The following is a 16498-nucleotide window of genomic DNA, read 5'->3' on the forward strand; positions in this document are numbered from 1 at the left end:
GCCATGTCGATCGAACTGCGCCACCTGCGCTACTTTCTGGCCGTTGCCGAATCGCTGCATTTCGGTCGGGCGGCCGAGCGGCTAGGGATGTCGCAGCCACCGCTCAGCCAGCAGATCCGGCAGCTGGAAACGCTGCTCGGCGCGCGGTTGTTCCTGCGTGCGAACCGCCGGGTGGAACTCACCGACGCCGGGCGCGTACTGCAGGAACAGGCGCGCGAGGTGCTGGCGCGGGTGTATACCGCGATCGATCTGACCCAGCGCGCGCAGCGCGGGGAAACCGGCGAGCTGCGCATCGGGCTGACCCGGGCCACCCCGCTGTCCACGCAGATTCCACGCGCGATCTTCGCCTACCGCCAGCAGTTCCCGCAGGTGCAGCTGAAGCTGCGCGAGATGAACACCCTGCAGCAGATCGATGCGCTGATGGCCGGCGAACTGGATGTCGGGTTGATCCGCAAACGTGCCCTACCCGCACCGTTGGTGTCACGCAAGCTGTTCAGCGATCCGCTGGCGCTGGTGGTGCACGACCAGCACCCGCTGGTGCGTGATCTTGCCGCCGATGCGGCGGTGGCGCTGCGCCTGTTCGCGCATGAGCCGTTCGTCGGCTTCCTGCGCGAGGTCGGCGCGGGCATCCACGACCACTTCATCGCGTTGTGCCGCAGCGCCGGCTTCACCCCGCGCATCGTGCAGGAAGCCGGCGAAGCGTCGACCCTGATCAGCCTGGCCGCCTCCGGCCTCGGGGTGACCGTGCTGCCGGCGTCGTGCAGCCATATCCAGGTGGACGGGGCGCGCTTCGTGGCGCTCAGCGACCGCGCCGCCAGTTCGGAAGTACACGTGGCCTGCCGGCGCGGCACGGCCTCGCCGCTGATAGCGCACTTCACCCGGCTGCTGCAGGGCGTCAGCGGCTGAGCGCGGGCGCGGCGGTGGCCGCTTGCATGCCCCGCGCCAGCCGTCGGGCGATCGCGCCACCGGCCACGGTCAGCACGCCGACAAAGCCGCATACGCCCAGCCAGTCCCAATGGCTGTAGAACACCCCGCCGAGCACGCCGACCACGCTGGAGCCCAGGTAATAGGCGAACAGATACAGCGCCGACGCTTCGGCGCGCAGCAGGCCGGCGCGGCTGCCGACCCAGCTGCTGGCCACCGAATGGCCGCCGAAGAAACCGAACGTCACCAGTGCGATGCCGGCTGCCATGCAGCCCAGCCATGGCAGCGCCAGCAGCGCGATGCCGAGTGCGATCAGCCCGTAGCAGATCGCCAGCACCCGGCCACGGCCATGGCGGTTGGCCTGCTGCCCCATCCAGGCCGAGCTGAAGGTGCCGACCAGGTACACGCTGAAGATCAGCCCGACCACGGTCTGACTGAGGCCATAGGGCGGGGCGAGCAGGTGGAAACCGAGGTAGTTGTAGAGGGTGACGAACACCCCCATCAGCACGAAGGCGGTGGCGAACAACCACGGCAGGCCGGGATCGGCGAACAGGCTGCGCCAGCGCGCAGGCAGTTGCCGCAACCCGCCGCGACGGTGCTGGAAATGGCGCGACGGCGGCAGCTGCATCCACAGCAGCACGGTGCTCAGCAGCGCGATCAGCGAGACCACGCCGATGCCCCAACGCCAGCCCCAGTGATCGGCGACGATGCCGGCGATCAGCCGCCCGCTCATGCCGCCGATCGCATTGCCGCCGATGTACAGGCCCATCGCCAGGCCCAGCGCGCGGCTGTCCATTTCTTCGGCCAGGTAGGTCATGCCCACGGCCGGTACGCCACTGAGCGCGATGCCGAGCAGGGTGCGCAGCACCAGCAGCGTGGTCCAGTCATCGACCATGGCGGTGGCGACGGACAATACGCTGGACGCCAGCAGCGCGGCGACCATCACGCTGCGGCGGCCGATGCGGTCGGAGACCAGCCCGGCGATCAGCATCGACACCGCCAGCAGGCCGGTGCTCAACGACAGGGTCAGCGCGCTGCTGGCCGCCGAAACACCGAAGTGCCGGCTGAACTCGGGCAGCAGCGGCTGCACCGTGTAGAGCAGGCCGAAGGTGGAGAAGCCGGCCAGGAACAGCGCGGCCGCGGTGCGCCGGAAGGCCGGCGTGCCCTGCTGGATCTGGCCTGCGGCGCCTGCCGTGGCGGGGAGGTGCAGTCTGCGGTCGGGGACCGCTGCGGTGTCGCCATTCATGCGGGCAAGACCCGCATGGGCGGGCCGGAACGAAGAGTCGACGCTCAGGATAGGCAGCGCCGACAGGTCGATCCATAACCCGGAATGTCTGGATCGAGACGTTTTCGATATCGATTCAGCGGGCCTGCCGGTTATACGGCCTGCCAGGCCAGAGCCTGGCCGCGCCGGTAATGGACGTGCGATGCCTTGCCGTGCAGGGCCTTGGCGGGAGCGGTTCCCCACCCCGCCTGGCAAAAAGCTACGCACTGTTTACGCCATGGCGATGCGCCCGGCATCGCGGTTTTACGCGCGGCGGCCGCATCGTGGCCACACCGCGCCGAACGGCGCCTTGAAGAGAATGTCCATGACCATCCTGCTGATCCGGCACACGCCGCCCAACGCCGTGCCGGACGCATCGCCGCTGCCGGTGCGGGTCGGCGGGCACCGCCTGGCCTGCCGAGACTGCGACTCCCTGCCGGCGCTGCTGCGCTGCCTGCAACGGGCCCAGCGCAGCCGCCCGGCGCTGGTGCTGATCGCCACCGCGGCGGTGGACGCCCCGCAATGGGCGCGCTACGGCCGCGCGTTGCGCACGGCGCTGGAGGCGCTGCCGGCACCGTACATCGAGATGGCCAGCAACGACGACGACGCGCTGGACGAACACCTGCACCCGCAGCATGCGCCGGCCGCGCGCGTGGTGTGCAGCAGCGGCCGCGCCGATGCCTGCCGGCTGTCGCTGGCCATCGCCGCGCGCCGGCTGCAGGCGATGGAGGGCTGAGCGATGTCGATCTTCATCATCCGCGGGCCCGAAGCGAGCGGCCCGCTGATCCGGACTGCGCCGCCGTTGCCGGCACCGGTGCTCAAGGCACTGGTGCACCGCGCGATCGATGCCGGCACCACGGTGGCGATCCGCGCCTGTGGCTCGGAGCAGGAACTGCTGGATGCGCTGCGCGTGGCCGACCACAGCCGCGGCGAAATCACCCTGCTCGATCCGGGTGCGTGCGTGCACAGCGTGCGCCTGCAGCGGCTGCTGCCGCACCTGCACAACGCCTACGTGGAGGTGCACGACGACGATACCCGTGCGCCGGAGGCCTGCCTGCCACCGGACGTGGGCCGGCGCATCGGCGTGGCGCACGGCTACTGCGCGCAGAGTTACATGCATGGGCTGGAGATCGCGCTGGACCACCTGGGCCGCAGCGAGATCGTGGAAGGCGTGCACGTGGGGACGTGATGTATCCGCACGGCCGAACCGAAGGCATCCACGCATGGCGTGGATCTACGGGTTGCGACCGCGCGCTGACGCAGGTCCAGGCCGTGCGTTGATGGCGTGGTGCCTGCGATCCCCGAACGCAAAAACGGCAGGGTTTCCCCTGCCGTTTGTTCTGCAGCGCGTACCGTTGGCCGGTGTACCGACCAACGGTCGGTACCTACCTGCACCTACCAACGGCGGGTAACCCCGCCGCACCCACCAACGGTGGGCGCCTACTTCAGGCCGCGGTTGACCAGCAGCGGTTCCACCGACGGATCCTTGCCACGGAAGTCGCGGTACAGGTCGGCCAGCTCCACGCTGTTGCCGCGCGAGAGGATCTTGTCGCGGAACACCTGGCCGTTCTCCGGGGTCAGGCCGCCGTTTTCCTTGAACCACTCGAAGGCATCGTGGTCGAGCACTTCGGCCCAGAAGTAGGCGTAGTAACCGGCCGAATAGCCGCCGCCCCAGATGTGGTCGAAGTAGGTGGTGCGGTAACGCGGCGGCACCTGCGGCAGGTCGACCTTGAACTTCTTCAGCGCGGCCGCTTCAAACGGCGCCACGTCCTGCAGCGGCGCGTCGGCCGGCTGGGTGTGCCAGGCCAGGTCGAGCAGCGCGGCCGACAGGTATTCGGTGGTCGCATAGCCCTGGTTGAAGGTACGCGCCTTGAGGATCTTGTCGACCAGCGCCTGCGGCATCGGCTCGCCGGTCTTGTAGTGCTTGGCGTAGTTGGCGAACACCTTCGGGTCCAGCGCCCAGTGCTCGTTGAACTGCGAGGGGAACTCGACGAAATCGCGCGAAGTGCTGGTGCCGGCGATGGACGGGTACTTCACCTTGGAGAACATGCCGTGCAGCGCATGGCCGAACTCATGGAACATGGTGGTGACGTCGTCGAAGCTCAGCAGCGCCGGCTGGCCGGCGGCGGGCTTGGTGAAGTTGCAGACGTTGTAGACCACCGGCTTGGCGCCGGTCAGGCCGTCCTGTTCGACGAACACGTCCATCCAGGCGCCGCCGGACTTGCTGTCACGCTTGTAGTAGTCGGTGTAGAACAGCGCCAGCGAGGTGCCGTCCTTGTCGAATACTTCGTAGACCTTGATGTCGGCATGGTAGGTCGGGATGTCGGTGCGCGGCTTGAAGGTGATGCCGTACAGCTGGGTGGCGGCGTAGAACACGCCGTTCTGCAGCACGTTGTCCATCTCGAAATACGGCTTGATCTGCGTTTCGTCCAGGTCGTACTGCGCCTTGCGCACCTGTTCGGCGTAGAAGTCCCAGTCGGACGCGGCCAGCTTGAAGCCGCCGGTCTTTGCGCCGGCATGCTGCGCGTCGATCACCTTCTGCATTTCGGCGATCTCGCCACGCGCCTTGGCGGTGGCCGCCGGCACGGTGTCGGTCAGCAGCTTGAGCGCGGCGGCCGGGGTCTTGGCCATCTGGTCAGCCAGACTGTAGGCGGCGTAGTTGTCGAAGCCCAGCAGCTTGGCCTTCTGCGCACGCAGCTGGGCCAGGCGCTGTACGGTCTGCCGGGTATCGTTGGCATCGCCCTTTTCGGCGCGGGTTTCAGAGGCCTTGAGCACGGCGGCGCGCTGCTCGCGGTCGCTCAGCGAGGCCAGCACCGGCTGCTGGGTGGTGTTCTGCAGCGGCAGCAGGTACTTGCCGTCCAGCTTGCGGGCCTTGGCGTCGGCCGCGGCGGTGTTGATCGCGTCCTCGTCCAGCCCGGCCAGCTTGGCCTTGTCATCGACTACCACCGCACCGGCGGCCGTGGCGGCGACCAGGCGGGTGTGGAACTGGGTGGCCAGCGTGGTTTCTTCCACGTTGAGCTTGCGCAGGGATGCCTTGTCGGCATCGCTCAACTGCGCGCCGGCACGCACGAACTCCTGGTAGTCGCGCTCGACCAGGCGCTTCTGCACCGGGTCCAGGCCCAGCGCATCGCGCTGGTCGTAGATGCTCTTGATGCGCGCGAACAGCTTCGGGTCCAGGTTGATCTCGTCCTGGTGCGCGGCCAGCTTCGGGGCGACTTCTTCCTGGATCTTCTGGCGCGCTTCATTGGTATCGGCCTGGACCAGGCCGAAGAAGATGCGCGAGACCCGGTTCAGGGTTTCGCCGCTGCGCTCCAGCGCTTCGATGGTGTTGTCGAAGGTGGCCGGCTCGGGGTTGTCGGCGATCTTGCGGACGTCGGCCAGGTGCTGCTTCATGCCTTCATTGAAGGCCGGCAGGTAATCGCTGTCCTTGATCTTGTCGAACGGCGGCGCCTGGAACGGCAGCGTGCTGGCGCTCAACAGGGGATTGGTGGAGGCGTCGGCCGGTTGCGAGGCGGCGGGGGTCTGGGGATCGGACACGGCGGTGGACTCCTTGCCGGAACAGGCCGCCAGCGCCAGGCTGATGGCAGCGGCCAAAACTACGGTACGCGACATGAAACGGGCTCCTGGAAATGGAATACGGCGGCGCGATGCCGCAGCCGACAACCCTACTCCCAATGCCGGCGACGGGCATGTGCCGGTCGTGGCGCCTGGCTGTGCGGGCCCCGGCGCCAGTGGCCGCCGGGCCTTGGCGGCACTCAGGCGGTGCCGCGGTTCTTGCCCTGCCAGGGCCGGTAGTAGGCACGGATGGCGGCCATGTCGGCCACATCGTCGCCGCTGGAATAGAACAGCGGGCCGATCCCGATGACTTTCTCCGGGTAATGGAAATAGGCCGCCAGTACCGGCACGTCGGCCATCCGCGCGATCTTCAGGAAGCCGGCCTTCCAGTGGGTCACCGCCTTGCGGGTGCCTTCGGGGGTGAGCGCGTACCACATGCGCTCGGAGCCGCGGATCAGGCTGACCGCCTGTTCGACCGTGCCCTGCGGCGAACTGCGGTCCAGCGGAATCACCCCCAGCTTGCGCAGCAGCGGCGCCAGCGGCCACCAGAACAACGAGGCCTTGCCCAGCACCTTGACCTGCATGCCCAGCGCGATCTTGGCCGCCATGCCCCAGAAGCCATCCCAGTTGGAGGAATGCGGGGCGATGATGAAGACCAGCTTGGGCACGTCCGGGAAGGTACCCACCACCCGCCAGCCGCCCAGCCGCAGCGTGCAGCGGGCCAGCCAGCGGATGAAGCGGTTGGGTTTGACCTGCGGCATGTTGGGCGGAATGGCCGGCAACAGCGGTCGTTGGTTGTTCAAGCAGTCACTCCCAATTGCGTGTGGTGCGCCCGCGCTTGATCTGCGCGCGGCCCTTTTTTTCATCCAGGCGACGCAGCTTCGCCCCGTACGTCGGCTTGGTGGCGACACGCGGCTTGGGCACGCTCAGGCTGGCCTGGATGAAGCTGGCCAGGCGCTCGCGCGCGTCTTCGCGGTTGCGGTCCTGGGTGCGGAAACGCTGCGCATCGATGACCAGCACGCCGTCGCCGGTCATGCGCCGGTCGCGCCGCGCCAGCAGGCGCGCGCGCAGCGGCTCGGGCAGCGAGGGCGAGCCGGCCACGTCGAAACGCAGCTCCACCGCGGTGGAGACCTTGTTGACGTTCTGCCCGCCGGCGCCACTGGCACGCACGAACCGCTCGACAATCTCCGTATCGGGGATCGCCAGGTGCGCGTTGATGGTGACGGGTCCGGAGGCCATGGGCGGCATTGTAAAGGCAGGACCGCTATGGCGGGTAAGCGCAACATCCCCGATGACGCCGATAACGTCGACAAAATGCAGCCCGCCGGCGGCCCCGGGCGGGTATCCTCGAGCTTCCACGCAACGCAGGATGCCCGCACATGCCCTCGATTCGTTCCCTGGCCCGGTTCGGCCTGGCCCTTGTCCTCGGCCTGGCCGCCGCCGCCCCGGTACTGGCCACGCCGCCCTCGGACGCCGACATCAACCGCCTGCTGGCCGCCTCGCGCGCGCAGAGCCTGCTGGACGGCATGCTGCCGCAGCTGGAAAGCATGCAGCGCCAGCAGTTCGAGCAGATCGCCCGGCAGCGCCAGCTGGATGCCCAGCAGACCGAGCAGCTGCAGCGGATGGAACAACGCACTACCGCCACCATCCGCAAGGCGCTGTCGTGGCAGGAGCTGCGGCCGATGTATGTCGACCTCTACAAGAAGAGCTTCAGCAAGGAAGACGTGCTGGCGATGGCCGAGTTCTACGAGAGTTCGGCCGGCCAGAGCCTGCTGGACAAGACCCCGCTGCTGATGCAGAACGTCATGGTGGCGATCCGGGCGAAGATGGAGCCGCTGCTGGCCGACCTGGAAAAGGACATGCAGGCCATCGCCAACGAAACCCAGCCACCGATCGTTGATGTTCCGGCACCGCGTACGCCGCCGGCGAAATAATCCGGCCGCCGCGGTCGATCCGGCCCAGGGCCGGATGGGCCGGCGCATCGCTGCCCCGGCAACCGCTCACCCCGTTCTCAGCGATCCCAGCCGAACAGGCCCATCGCCTTGGCGAATTCGCCTTCCACCGGCGCGCTGACATCCATCGGCGTGCCGTCCGGATGCGGGAAGCGCAGCCGCTCGGCGTGCAGCAGCATGCGGTGGATGCCCTGCATGCGGAAGCTGCGGTTGTGGCGGCCGTCGCCGTGGCTGGTGTCGCCGATCAGGTGATGCGAGAGGTGCTTGAGATGGCGGCGGATCTGGCGGAAACGGCCGGTCTGCGGCTGGCAGCGCAGCAGGGCATAGCGCGAGGTCGCAAACTCGCCCACCGGCACGGCGATCTCGCCCACGGCCACGCGCTGGAAATGGGTGATGGCCTGCTTCTTGACCGGCTTGCCGGGGCCGCCATCCAGGTCGTGGTCGACCGTGAAGGCTTCCTCGGCCGGCCAGCCGCGGCAGATCGCCAGGTAGTCCTTGCCGACATCCCCGCCCATCAGCGCCTTGCCCAGCACGCTGGCGGTGTCGCGGTCGAAGGCCAGCAGCAGGCAGCCGCTGGTGGCGCGGTCGAGCCGGTGAACCAGGAAGATCGGCTTGCCCAGCTGGTCGCGCAGGCGGTCGGCGAGGAAATCGTCTTCGCCACGGGCCAGCTTGCTGTCATGCACCATCAGCCCGGCGGGCTTGTTGACCACGGCCAGGCGTTCGTCCAGGTGCAGCAGTTGCAGGGGGGCCGCGTGGCGTGCGGTATCGGCGGCGGTAGCGATGTCGTTCACCGACCGATTATCCCCGTCCGCTGCAGGCAGCGCCATCGGCGACGGTTCAGCCCGCACGGAGGACGGCGGCCGGCCTCAGCGGCGCCACCACGCGCTGGCCAGCGAGAACAGGCCGGCCGCACCGCTGATCCAGCTCCACAGCGGCGCATCGCCGAAGTACCAGCCACCAGGCTGCATGCCGTACAGCACCGCCGCGACGATCAGCAGGCCAACCCCGGCGATCGCGGCGACCGCGCGCTTCTGCAGCTTCTGCAGGTTGCTGTTGAGCGCCACCAGGTCCTGCGAACGCATCGACAGCTCATGGCCGCCTTCTACCTGCTGCTTCAACCAGGCGTGCACCAGGCGCGGCATGTCCGGGGTGTGGGTCATGATCTCCGGCAGGCGCTTGCGGATTTCCTTCAGCACCCGGCGCGGGCTGTAGCGCTCGCGCAGGATGCGTTCGAGCACCGGCCGCGCCACCGCCCAGATATCCAGCTGCGGGTCCAGCTGGCGGCCGACGCCCTCGATGTTGAGCAGGGTTTTCTGCAGCAGGATCAGCTGCGGCTGCAGGGTCAGCTCATAGCGCTGCGCCACCCGGAACAGCTTGATCAGCACCTCGGCCAGCGAGATCTGCGACAGCGGCCGGGTGAAGTACGGCTCGCACACCGAACGCGCGGCCGCTTCGAGTTCGTCGATGCGCACGTTGCCGGGCATCCAGCCGGCCTCGACATGTAGCTCGGCCATGCGCCGGTAGTCCTTGTTGAAGATCGCCATGAAGTTCTCGGCCAGGTAGTACTGATCTTCCTGCGAGAGCTGGCCCATGATGCCGAAGTCCAGCGCGATGAAGCGCGGGTTGTCGCGGCGCGCCGGGTCGGTATCGACCCAGATGTTGCCGGCGTGCGCGTCGGCGTGGAAGAAGTTGTCGCGGAACACCTGGGTGTAGAACACCCGCACGCCCTTGGCGGCCAGCGCCTGGCGGTCGATGCCGGCCTTGTCCAGGGCGGCGATGTCGTCCGAGGGAATGCCCCAGACCCGCTCCAGGGTCAGCGCGCGTTCGGCGGTATGGCTCCAGATCACTTCCGGGACGTACAGGTCGTCCGAATCGATCCAGTTGCGGCGCAGGACGCTGGCGTTGGCGCCTTCGCGCTGCAGGTCCAGTTCGGCGGCCAGGGTGTTTTCCACCTCGGCCACCACTTCGCGCGGGCGGATCTTGTCGGCGCGCGGATGGGCGCGCTCGACCAGCGCGGCGGCCGACTTGAGCAGGGCGATGTCGGCGTCGATCTGCCGTTCGATGTCCGGGCGCAGCACCTTGACCACCACCTGGCGGCCGTCGGCCAGGGTGGCCGCGTGCACCTGGGCGATCGAGGCCGAGGCCAGCGGCTGCAGGTCGAAGCTGGCGAACGCCTCGCTGACCGGCCGGCCCAGCGCCTGCTCGACGATGCGCTGGGCGGTGTCGCCGTCGAACGGCTTGACCCGGTCCTGCAGCAGGGTCAGTTCGTTGGCGATGTCGGCCGGGATCAGGTCGCGGCGGGTAGACAGGATCTGCCCGAACTTGACGAAGATCGGCCCCAGGTCCTGCAGCGCCAGGCGCAGCCGCGCGCCGCGCGACTGCACCGCGATGTCGGCCGAGGCGCGCGGCACGAACGGCTTGGCCAGGCGCAGCCAGCGTTCGGCCACGGTGCCTTCGAGCAGGTCGTCCAGGCGGTAACGCAGGATCACCCGGCCGATCCGGGTGGCGCGGAACATCGCCTTCATGCGCGCACCTGGCCCAGGCGCTGCACGCGCACGGCGATGCGCTCGACATCGTCGCGGATCACGTCCACGTCGTCATGGAAAGCTTCCAGTTCTGCACGCGCTACCACGTCGCGGGACTCCTCGGTGACATATTCGGCGGCGCTGTGCGCCAGGTCGGACGCGCCGCGTCGCGCGTGCTGCAGGGCCGAGCGCAGGCTGTGGGCGACCTGCACCCCTAGCACCTCGCCGAACACGCGCACGAACGGCTGCTGCCAGTCCGGATCGAAACGGCTGGCCAGCTGCTGCAGGCGCCGCGCCAGTTCGGCATCGCCGGAGACCTTGACCCGCCCGGCCGGGGCCTCGCCGCCACGGCGCGCATTGGCCAGCAACGGCAACTGCGCCAGCACCCCGCCCAGCGTGCTGCGCACGGCCAGGTCCGGCTCCTGCTGCGCATCCACCGGCCCCACGGTCAAGCGCTCGCCGTCCACCCCGATCCGCATCGCCAGCGCGGGCGATTCCAGGGTCAGCGCGATATGCCGGCCATCCAGCGCGGCCAGCGCGCTGCGGGTGTCCGGGTCCAGCGCCAGCGCGCGGTTGAGCGCCAGCTGCAGCGCATTGCCGGCCAGCGGCTTGAGGGAACTGAGGAGGGAACGGGCCATCGGCGCATTCTACCGCGCCCCCTTGAACGGCGGGCATCGCAGGCGCTTTTTGCCAGGCACCGCGCGCCGGTCCATCCTTGCGATTCCAGAACACGCAGGAGCGGCAACAGGCATGGGCAAGACGCGGGTAGGCATCATCTTCGGCGGCCGCTCGGCCGAGCACGAGGTCTCGCTGCAATCGGCCAGGAACATTCTCGATGCCCTGGACAGGGAACGCTTCGAGGTCACCCTGATCGGCATCGACAAGCAGGGCCAGTGGCATGTCAGCGACCCGCAGGGCTTCCTGCTGCATGCCGATGACCCGGCGCGGATCGCGCTGCACCGGTCGGGCAAGGCGGTGGCCATCCGCCCCGGCGTGGCGCAGCGGCAACTGGTACCGGTCGACCCGGCCAGCGCGCTGGAACAGATCGATGTGGTATTCCCGATCGTGCACGGCACGCTGGGCGAGGACGGTTCGCTGCAGGGCCTGCTACGCATGGCCAACCTGCCGTTCGTGGGCTCGGGCGTGCTCGGCTCGGCAGTGGCGATGGACAAGGACGTGGCCAAGCGGCTGCTGCGCGATGCCGGGCTGGCGGTGGCGCCGTTCGCCTGCTTCAACCGGACTACCGCCAACAGCGCCGACCATGCCGCGCTGGTGGCGCAGCTGGGCACGCCGCTGTTCGTCAAGCCGGCCAACCAGGGCTCTTCGGTGGGGGTGAGCAGGGTCGGCAACGCGCAGGAATTCCGCGACGCGCTGGCCCTGTCCTTGTCCTACGACCACAAGGCGCTGGTGGAATCGGCCATCGACGGCCGCGAGATCGAGTGCGCGGTGCTCGGCAACGAGCGGCCCGAAGCCAGCGTGTGCGGCGAGGTGGTGGTGCACGACGCGTTCTACTCCTACGACACCAAGTACATCAGCGAGCATGGCGCCGACGTGGTGGTACCGGCGGCGATCAGCGACGCCGACCAGCAACGCATCCGCGCCATCGCGGTGCGCGCCTACCAGGTGCTGGACTGCGCCGGCCTGGCCCGGGTGGATGTATTCCTCACCCGCACCGGCGAGGTGGTGATCAACGAAATCAACACCCTGCCCGGCTTCACCCGGATCAGCATGTATCCCAAACTGTGGGCGGCCAGCGGGCTGGATTACACCGCCCTGATCAGCCGGCTGCTGGAGTTGGCGCTGGAGCGCCATGCGCGCGACGGCGCCCTGCGCAGTTCGGTCGCGGCAGACCGCTGATGCGACGACGGCCTGGGGTGCTTGCGCACGCCAGACCGTCGGCAGGCTTGCCCGGGCACCCCGCGCCGGAGAGAGCGGCGCGGGGTGCCCGCAGACTAACCTCGCTTGCGGAACATCGACACCACCGCCAGGATCAGGAACACCACGAACAGGACCCAGGCGATGTTGCTGGCCGCGCCGGCGATGCCGGAGAAGCCGAGCACCGCCGCGATGATGGCGATGACAAAAAAGATGACGGCGTAATGCAGCATGTCGACCCTCGCAGAATGTAGTGCGTGCCGGATTGGCGTGCTGCCATCTTTACCAAGCCGCAGTGTTCAGCGAGTGATGGCGCCCTCTGCGCGCAATGAAGAATTCAGTCTGGTGAGCCCTTCGTCAATGCTCACCTGCGGCACGTAACCGAAGTCGCGCCGCGCCGGTTCCATGCTGTACCAGTGCGGCGTGCACAGCTGCTCGGCGAGGAACCGCGTCATCGGCGGTTCGCCACGCAGGCGCAGCAGCGGCCACAGCCGCTCGGCCAGCGCACCGATGCGGTAGGCGGTCTTGAAGCTGATCGACTTGTGTACCGGCGGCGCGTCGACGGCGGCCAGCAGCTTGTTGAGCAGGTCGCGCATCGGCAGCGGTTCGCCGTTGGAAATGAAGTAGGCCTTGCCGGCGCAGGCCGTGCCCGGTGCCAGCGCTTCGAAGGCCAGGAAGTGGGCCAGCGCGGCGTTGTCGATATACGTGGTGTCGACCAGGTTGTTGCCATCGCCGACCAGGCGCAGCCGGCCGGCACGCGCGCGCTCGGCCAGGCGCGGCACCAGCTGCAGGTCGCCCGGGCCCCAGATCAGGCGTGGGCGCAGCGCCACCGTGGCCAGGCTGGCATCGTTGGCGGCCAGTACGCGCTGTTCGGCGATGGCCTTGGTGGCCGCATACGGGGCCTGGAAATTTTCGCCGTAGGGCACCTCGTCCGCGCCCAGGCCTTCGACCGGATGGGTGGCGCGGTGGGTGACGCTGGGCGTGGAGGTGTAGACCAGCCTGACCACGCCGTGTTCGCGGCAGGCGGCGATCACGTTGTCGGTGCCGACCACGTTGGCGCGGTGATAGCTGTCATAGCTGCCCCAGGCGCCGGCCTTGGCCCCGTTGTGGAACACCGCATCGACCCCGGCCACGGCATGGCGCACCGCGTCGGCATCGGCCAGGTCGCCGCGGATCTGGCCCACGCCTTGGGCCTGCAGCGCCGGGTAGTGGGCGCGATTGAAGCTCAACACCTGGTGGCCGCGCTCGACCAGGCCCCGGCACAGGGCCTGCCCGAGGAAACCACCGCCGCCGGTGACCAGGATCTTGTTCATTGCACGCCCCATTGCATAAGGATGCGTACGATACCTGCAGTCGCCTGAGGCGGCAGCAACGCGGCCCGCCGTAGCGGACCGAGATTGCCTTCTCCAGCGCCGGTCAGGGCGTCAGGTCGACCATCAGGTCGGTGCGCACCCCCACGCTGGGCGCCTGCGGCACCACCACGAGGTAGCCCGGGCTGGAACCATAACGTACATAGGTCAGCCAACTGGTGCTGGTCGCGGAGAGGTCGGCGATGCGACCTTCACCCTGGTTCTGCCAGGTCGTGCAGGCCGGCGAGCCCTCGCCGAGATCGAACCACAGTACCTTGGCACCGGCCGGGCCGGCCGAGCCCAGGCTGTACAGGCAATGGCCCGGCGCGTCCAGGCGGGTGATCGCACCGCTGTGGCCCTCACCCGGGAACACCACCGTGTCCAACGCATCCTGCGTCAGCAGCGCGTCCAGGTCGGTCCACAGGTGCGGCACCGCTGACGGCGCCTGCGGGTTTTCCAGCATCGGTACCTGGCCGTTGGCGAGCGGCAGGGCCACCCCGTACAGGCCGAGCGGACTTTCCTGGGTTTCCTCCAGGATCAACGGACCGGCGATGCGGTCGGCGGCAGCAGCGGTGCCGGACAGGGCGATACAGGCAAACAGCAGGGTCACTCGTTTCATCGGACAACCTAAGGTGGATTTGAACAGCCCCGCAACTTAGGGGTAGAGGCCTATGCATGATCTGCGCTTATGCATAAAACCTAGCGAAAACAATGAATTCCCCGCTAGCATCGGCGACGTGATCAGCCCGGCAGCTGGCGCTGCGCCCACACCGCGAGCTTTTCGCGACCGATCTTGGCGTTGTGGCGGATGTCCACCGGGAAGCCGGGGTGGACCAGGAACTGTTCGATGCGGATGGTGTGCGGATGGCTGTCGGCCTGGTGACGCAGGCGGTCGCGCAGGGCCGGCGTATCGCCGCTGCCCGGCTTCAACTCCACGCACAACACCGGACGCTGGCTGCCGGGGCTGCCGATCCCCACCAGCGCGGTACGGGCGACGCCCTCGATCGCGTTGAACACCGGTTCCACTTGTTCGGTGTACAGCGGCCCGTGCGCGGTTTCCAGGCGGTGGGTCTTGCGCCCGCAGAACCACAGGCGGCCCTGTGCGTCGAAGTAGCCGACATCGCCCATCCGGTGCACCACCCGGGTGCTGCCATCGGCCAGCACTTCGCCGATCTTGGCCGCGGCGGTGGCCTGCGGGCGGTTGAAGTAGCTGTCGGTGGCGGTGGGCCCGGCCACGGTGATTTCGCCGACCACGCCCACGCCCAGTTCGCGCACCTGCGACCAGTCCGGCAACGGCGCGTCGTCGATGGCGATGATGCGCACCTGGTTGGGCGCCACCACCCGGCCGACGCAGGTGCCGGCGCCGTCCTCGGTGGCCTGGCGGGTGCTCTCCAGCTCGCGTCCTTCGATCACCGCCACCGGCAGGCACTCGGTGGCTCCGTAGGGGGTCCAGAACTGCGCATCGTCGGGCAACAGGCGGCGGATCCGCGCCACCACGTCCGGCGGCACCGGCGCACCGGCCGAGGTGACCCGGCGCACGCCCGGCAGCGGCTGGCCATGGTCGGCCAGTACCCGCATCAAGGCCGGCGAGCCGAACAGCTGGGTGACCCCGAAGCGGGTGATGGCATCGTGCAGCTTGCGCGGGTCGGCCTTGGCCGGGCGGGTGGGGTCCATGTCCGGAATCACCGAGGTCAGCCCCAGTGCCGGGTCGAACAGCGCGAACGGCGGGAAGGTCGGCAGGTCCACGCCACCGGGTTCCATCCCGAAGGCGTTGCGCAGCAGGTCGACCTGGCCGACGAAGTGGCGATGGCGGTAGACCACGCCCTTGGGTACCCCGGTGGAGCCGCTGGTGAACAGGATCGCGGCGACATCCTCGCCGTCGGTGGCGGCCATCGGCTGCGGCGAGGCGGCGCCGGCGGCCTCGATCCGGGCCAGGGTGGTACCGCCCCAGCCCCAGCGCCGGCCCACCGTGACCAGGCGTTTGGCCGACGGGCACCAGCGCAGCAGCAGGCGCGCCACATGCGCCAGGCCGATGCCGATGAAGGCCTGCGGCTGGGCTTCGTCCAGGCATTGGCGCAGCGCGCGCCTGTCGATGCCCGGGTCGACCAGTACCGGCACCGCGCCGTTCTTGAACAGCGCGAACATCAGCAGGAAGAACTCGGGCGAGGGCCGCACCATCACCACCGCGCGCACCCCGCGACCGATGCCGTAGGTGGCCAGCCCGGCCGCCATCGCGTCGCTGCGGGCGTCCAGGGTGCGGTAATCCAGGGTCACTTCGTAGCGCGCCATGCCGTCGGCGCCGGGCTTGCCGGGGCAACGGATGGCGATCTGGTCGGGGCGTTCGCGGGCCAGTTCGGGCAGCCGCGCGGCGATATTGAGGGCGCTGTTCATCCGTTCATTGTCGCCGCTGCAGAAAAATCTTGCGCGGCCGGCCGTGGCGTGGAAAATTCGCGCCCTTCCCACCCCATCCACGCATGGCGTGGGGTCCATCCCTTCACGCCGGTGCCCCATGCCCCACCCCTGCCTCACCTGCGGCGCCTGCTGCACCCAGTACCGGGTGGCCTTCCACTGGATGGAATCGGACGAGGTCACCCCCGGCGGCGTGCCGCACGAGCTGACCCAGGTGCTGGACCCGCACCGGCTGTGCATGCGCGGCACCCTGTCCAAGCCGGTCTATTGCGTGGCGCTGGATGCGGAGATCGGCGTGTACTCGCGCTGCAGCATCCACCCCAACCGGCCCAGCGTGTGCCGCGAGGTGGACGCGTCGTGGGAGTACGGCAAGGCCAGCCCGCAGTGCGACAAGGCGCGCGTGGCGCATGGCATGCCGGCACTGACCCTGGCCGACTGGCGATGGCGGGACGAGGCTGACAATGACGATGATCATCCCGATGACAACGGCAGTTCGCCGGCGCCGCCGCAGGCACCGATCGCGGCGTGAGGGCCGCGTGAGCGCATTCGCGCTCTCGCTTCCCACGGTTCGCGTCGCAAACCGCGGGGCCCTCTCACCATCACCCACATCCCCGCGCCTGTCGGCGCGCCCCCTTGAACTCCAAG

Annotated in this window: 17 protein-coding genes; 6 read left to right on the top strand and 11 right to left on the bottom strand. The window is 68.8% G+C overall.

Annotated elements, in window-relative coordinates; all coding sequences use genetic code 11:
* Positions 1 to 3 precede the first annotated feature (3 nt).
* Positions 4 to 906 (top strand): LysR substrate-binding domain-containing protein, encoded by a 903-nt coding sequence (locus IC535_RS00655; protein WP_228884636.1) that lies wholly within the window; start codon positions 4 to 6, stop codon positions 904 to 906.
* Here the strand turns inward: IC535_RS00655 and IC535_RS00660 are convergent.
* The gene (locus IC535_RS00660; protein WP_228884637.1) at positions 896 to 2170 is read right to left on the bottom strand and encodes an MFS transporter; all 1275 of its coding nucleotides are present in this window, start codon (positions 2168 to 2170) and stop codon (positions 896 to 898) included. The two genes, IC535_RS00655 and IC535_RS00660, sit on opposite strands and share 11 nt — an antisense overlap.
* A gap of 343 nt (positions 2171 to 2513) precedes the next feature.
* Between IC535_RS00660 and IC535_RS00665 the strand changes: the two genes are divergently transcribed.
* Complete coding sequence (locus tag IC535_RS00665; RefSeq protein WP_228884638.1) at positions 2514 to 2924, top strand: hypothetical protein; 411 nt, start codon at positions 2514 to 2516, stop codon at positions 2922 to 2924.
* A gap of 3 nt (positions 2925 to 2927) precedes the next feature.
* On the top strand, positions 2928 to 3377 hold the full coding sequence (locus tag IC535_RS00670) for a 3-dehydroquinate dehydratase (protein ID WP_228884639.1): 450 nt from the start codon (positions 2928 to 2930) through the stop codon (positions 3375 to 3377).
* Positions 3378 to 3628: 251 nt separating this feature from the next.
* On the opposite strand, the gene dcp is transcribed toward IC535_RS00670, so the two are convergent.
* The 3 genes from dcp to arfB form a co-directional block, all read right to left on the bottom strand.
* On the bottom strand, positions 3629 to 5800 hold the full coding sequence (dcp, locus tag IC535_RS00675; protein ID WP_228884640.1) for a peptidyl-dipeptidase Dcp: 2172 nt from the start codon (positions 5798 to 5800) through the stop codon (positions 3629 to 3631).
* Positions 5801 to 5943: 143 nt separating this feature from the next.
* A complete protein-coding gene (locus tag IC535_RS00680; RefSeq protein WP_228884890.1) occupies positions 5944 to 6504 on the bottom strand; it encodes a lysophospholipid acyltransferase family protein in 561 nt (186 codons plus the stop codon).
* A gap of 46 nt (positions 6505 to 6550) precedes the next feature.
* Positions 6551 to 6982: an alternative ribosome rescue aminoacyl-tRNA hydrolase ArfB gene (gene arfB, locus IC535_RS00685; protein WP_228884641.1), complete on the bottom strand. Its 432-nt coding sequence runs from the start codon at positions 6980 to 6982 to the stop codon at positions 6551 to 6553.
* 140 nt (positions 6983 to 7122) lie between these two features.
* On the opposite strand from arfB, the gene IC535_RS00690 reads away from it, so the two are divergent.
* Positions 7123 to 7677: a DUF2059 domain-containing protein gene (locus IC535_RS00690; RefSeq protein ID WP_228884642.1), complete on the top strand. Its 555-nt coding sequence runs from the start codon at positions 7123 to 7125 to the stop codon at positions 7675 to 7677.
* A gap of 77 nt (positions 7678 to 7754) precedes the next feature.
* Here the strand turns inward: IC535_RS00690 and IC535_RS00695 are convergent, their stop codons facing one another.
* The 3 genes from IC535_RS00695 to IC535_RS00705 are packed head-to-tail and all read right to left on the bottom strand — an operon-like array spanning position 7755 to position 10858.
* Complete coding sequence (locus tag IC535_RS00695) at positions 7755 to 8522, bottom strand: pseudouridine synthase (protein WP_267472885.1); 768 nt, start codon at positions 8520 to 8522, stop codon at positions 7755 to 7757.
* Positions 8523 to 8561: 39 nt separating this feature from the next.
* The gene (ubiB, locus tag IC535_RS00700; protein WP_228884644.1) at positions 8562 to 10220 is read right to left on the bottom strand and encodes a ubiquinone biosynthesis regulatory protein kinase UbiB; all 1659 of its coding nucleotides are present in this window, start codon (positions 10218 to 10220) and stop codon (positions 8562 to 8564) included.
* A complete protein-coding gene (locus tag IC535_RS00705; protein ID WP_228884645.1) occupies positions 10217 to 10858 on the bottom strand; it encodes a ubiquinone biosynthesis accessory factor UbiJ in 642 nt (213 codons plus the stop codon). The genes ubiB and IC535_RS00705 overlap by 4 nt, the downstream gene beginning before the upstream one ends.
* Positions 10859 to 10970: 112 nt before the next feature.
* On the opposite strand from IC535_RS00705, the gene ddlA reads away from it, so the two are divergent.
* Positions 10971 to 12077, top strand: a complete 1107-nt coding sequence (gene ddlA / locus IC535_RS00710) for a D-alanine--D-alanine ligase (protein ID WP_228884646.1) — start codon at positions 10971 to 10973, stop codon at positions 12075 to 12077.
* 95 nt (positions 12078 to 12172) lie between these two features.
* Here the strand turns inward: ddlA and IC535_RS00715 are convergent, their stop codons facing one another.
* The 4 genes from IC535_RS00715 to oleC form a co-directional block, all read right to left on the bottom strand.
* A complete protein-coding gene (locus IC535_RS00715) occupies positions 12173 to 12328 on the bottom strand; it encodes a DUF1328 domain-containing protein (protein ID WP_228884647.1) in 156 nt (51 codons plus the stop codon).
* A 66-nt stretch (positions 12329 to 12394) separates the two neighbouring features.
* Positions 12395 to 13408 (bottom strand): 2-alkyl-3-oxoalkanoate reductase, encoded by a 1014-nt coding sequence (gene oleD / locus IC535_RS00720; protein WP_228884648.1) that lies wholly within the window; start codon positions 13406 to 13408, stop codon positions 12395 to 12397.
* A gap of 103 nt (positions 13409 to 13511) precedes the next feature.
* Positions 13512 to 14063 carry a hypothetical protein gene (locus tag IC535_RS00725; protein ID WP_228884649.1) on the bottom strand — a complete coding sequence of 184 codons (552 nt, stop codon included), beginning with the start codon at positions 14061 to 14063 and terminating at the stop codon, positions 13512 to 13514.
* Between the two features lie 122 nt (positions 14064 to 14185).
* Positions 14186 to 15835 carry an olefin beta-lactone synthetase gene (gene oleC / locus IC535_RS00730; RefSeq protein WP_228884650.1) on the bottom strand — a complete coding sequence of 550 codons (1650 nt, stop codon included), beginning with the start codon at positions 15833 to 15835 and terminating at the stop codon, positions 14186 to 14188.
* Positions 15836 to 15953: 118 nt separating this feature from the next.
* Here oleC and IC535_RS00735 point away from each other — a divergent pair, with 118 nt between their 5' ends.
* Positions 15954 to 16382 carry a YkgJ family cysteine cluster protein gene (locus IC535_RS00735; RefSeq protein WP_228884651.1) on the top strand — a complete coding sequence of 143 codons (429 nt, stop codon included), beginning with the start codon at positions 15954 to 15956 and terminating at the stop codon, positions 16380 to 16382.
* The last annotated feature ends 116 nt before the right edge of the window (positions 16383 to 16498 follow it).

It is taken from the genome of Stenotrophomonas rhizophila (assembly GCF_020857975.1).
Lineage (GTDB): Bacteria > Pseudomonadota > Gammaproteobacteria > Xanthomonadales > Xanthomonadaceae > Stenotrophomonas > Stenotrophomonas rhizophila_C.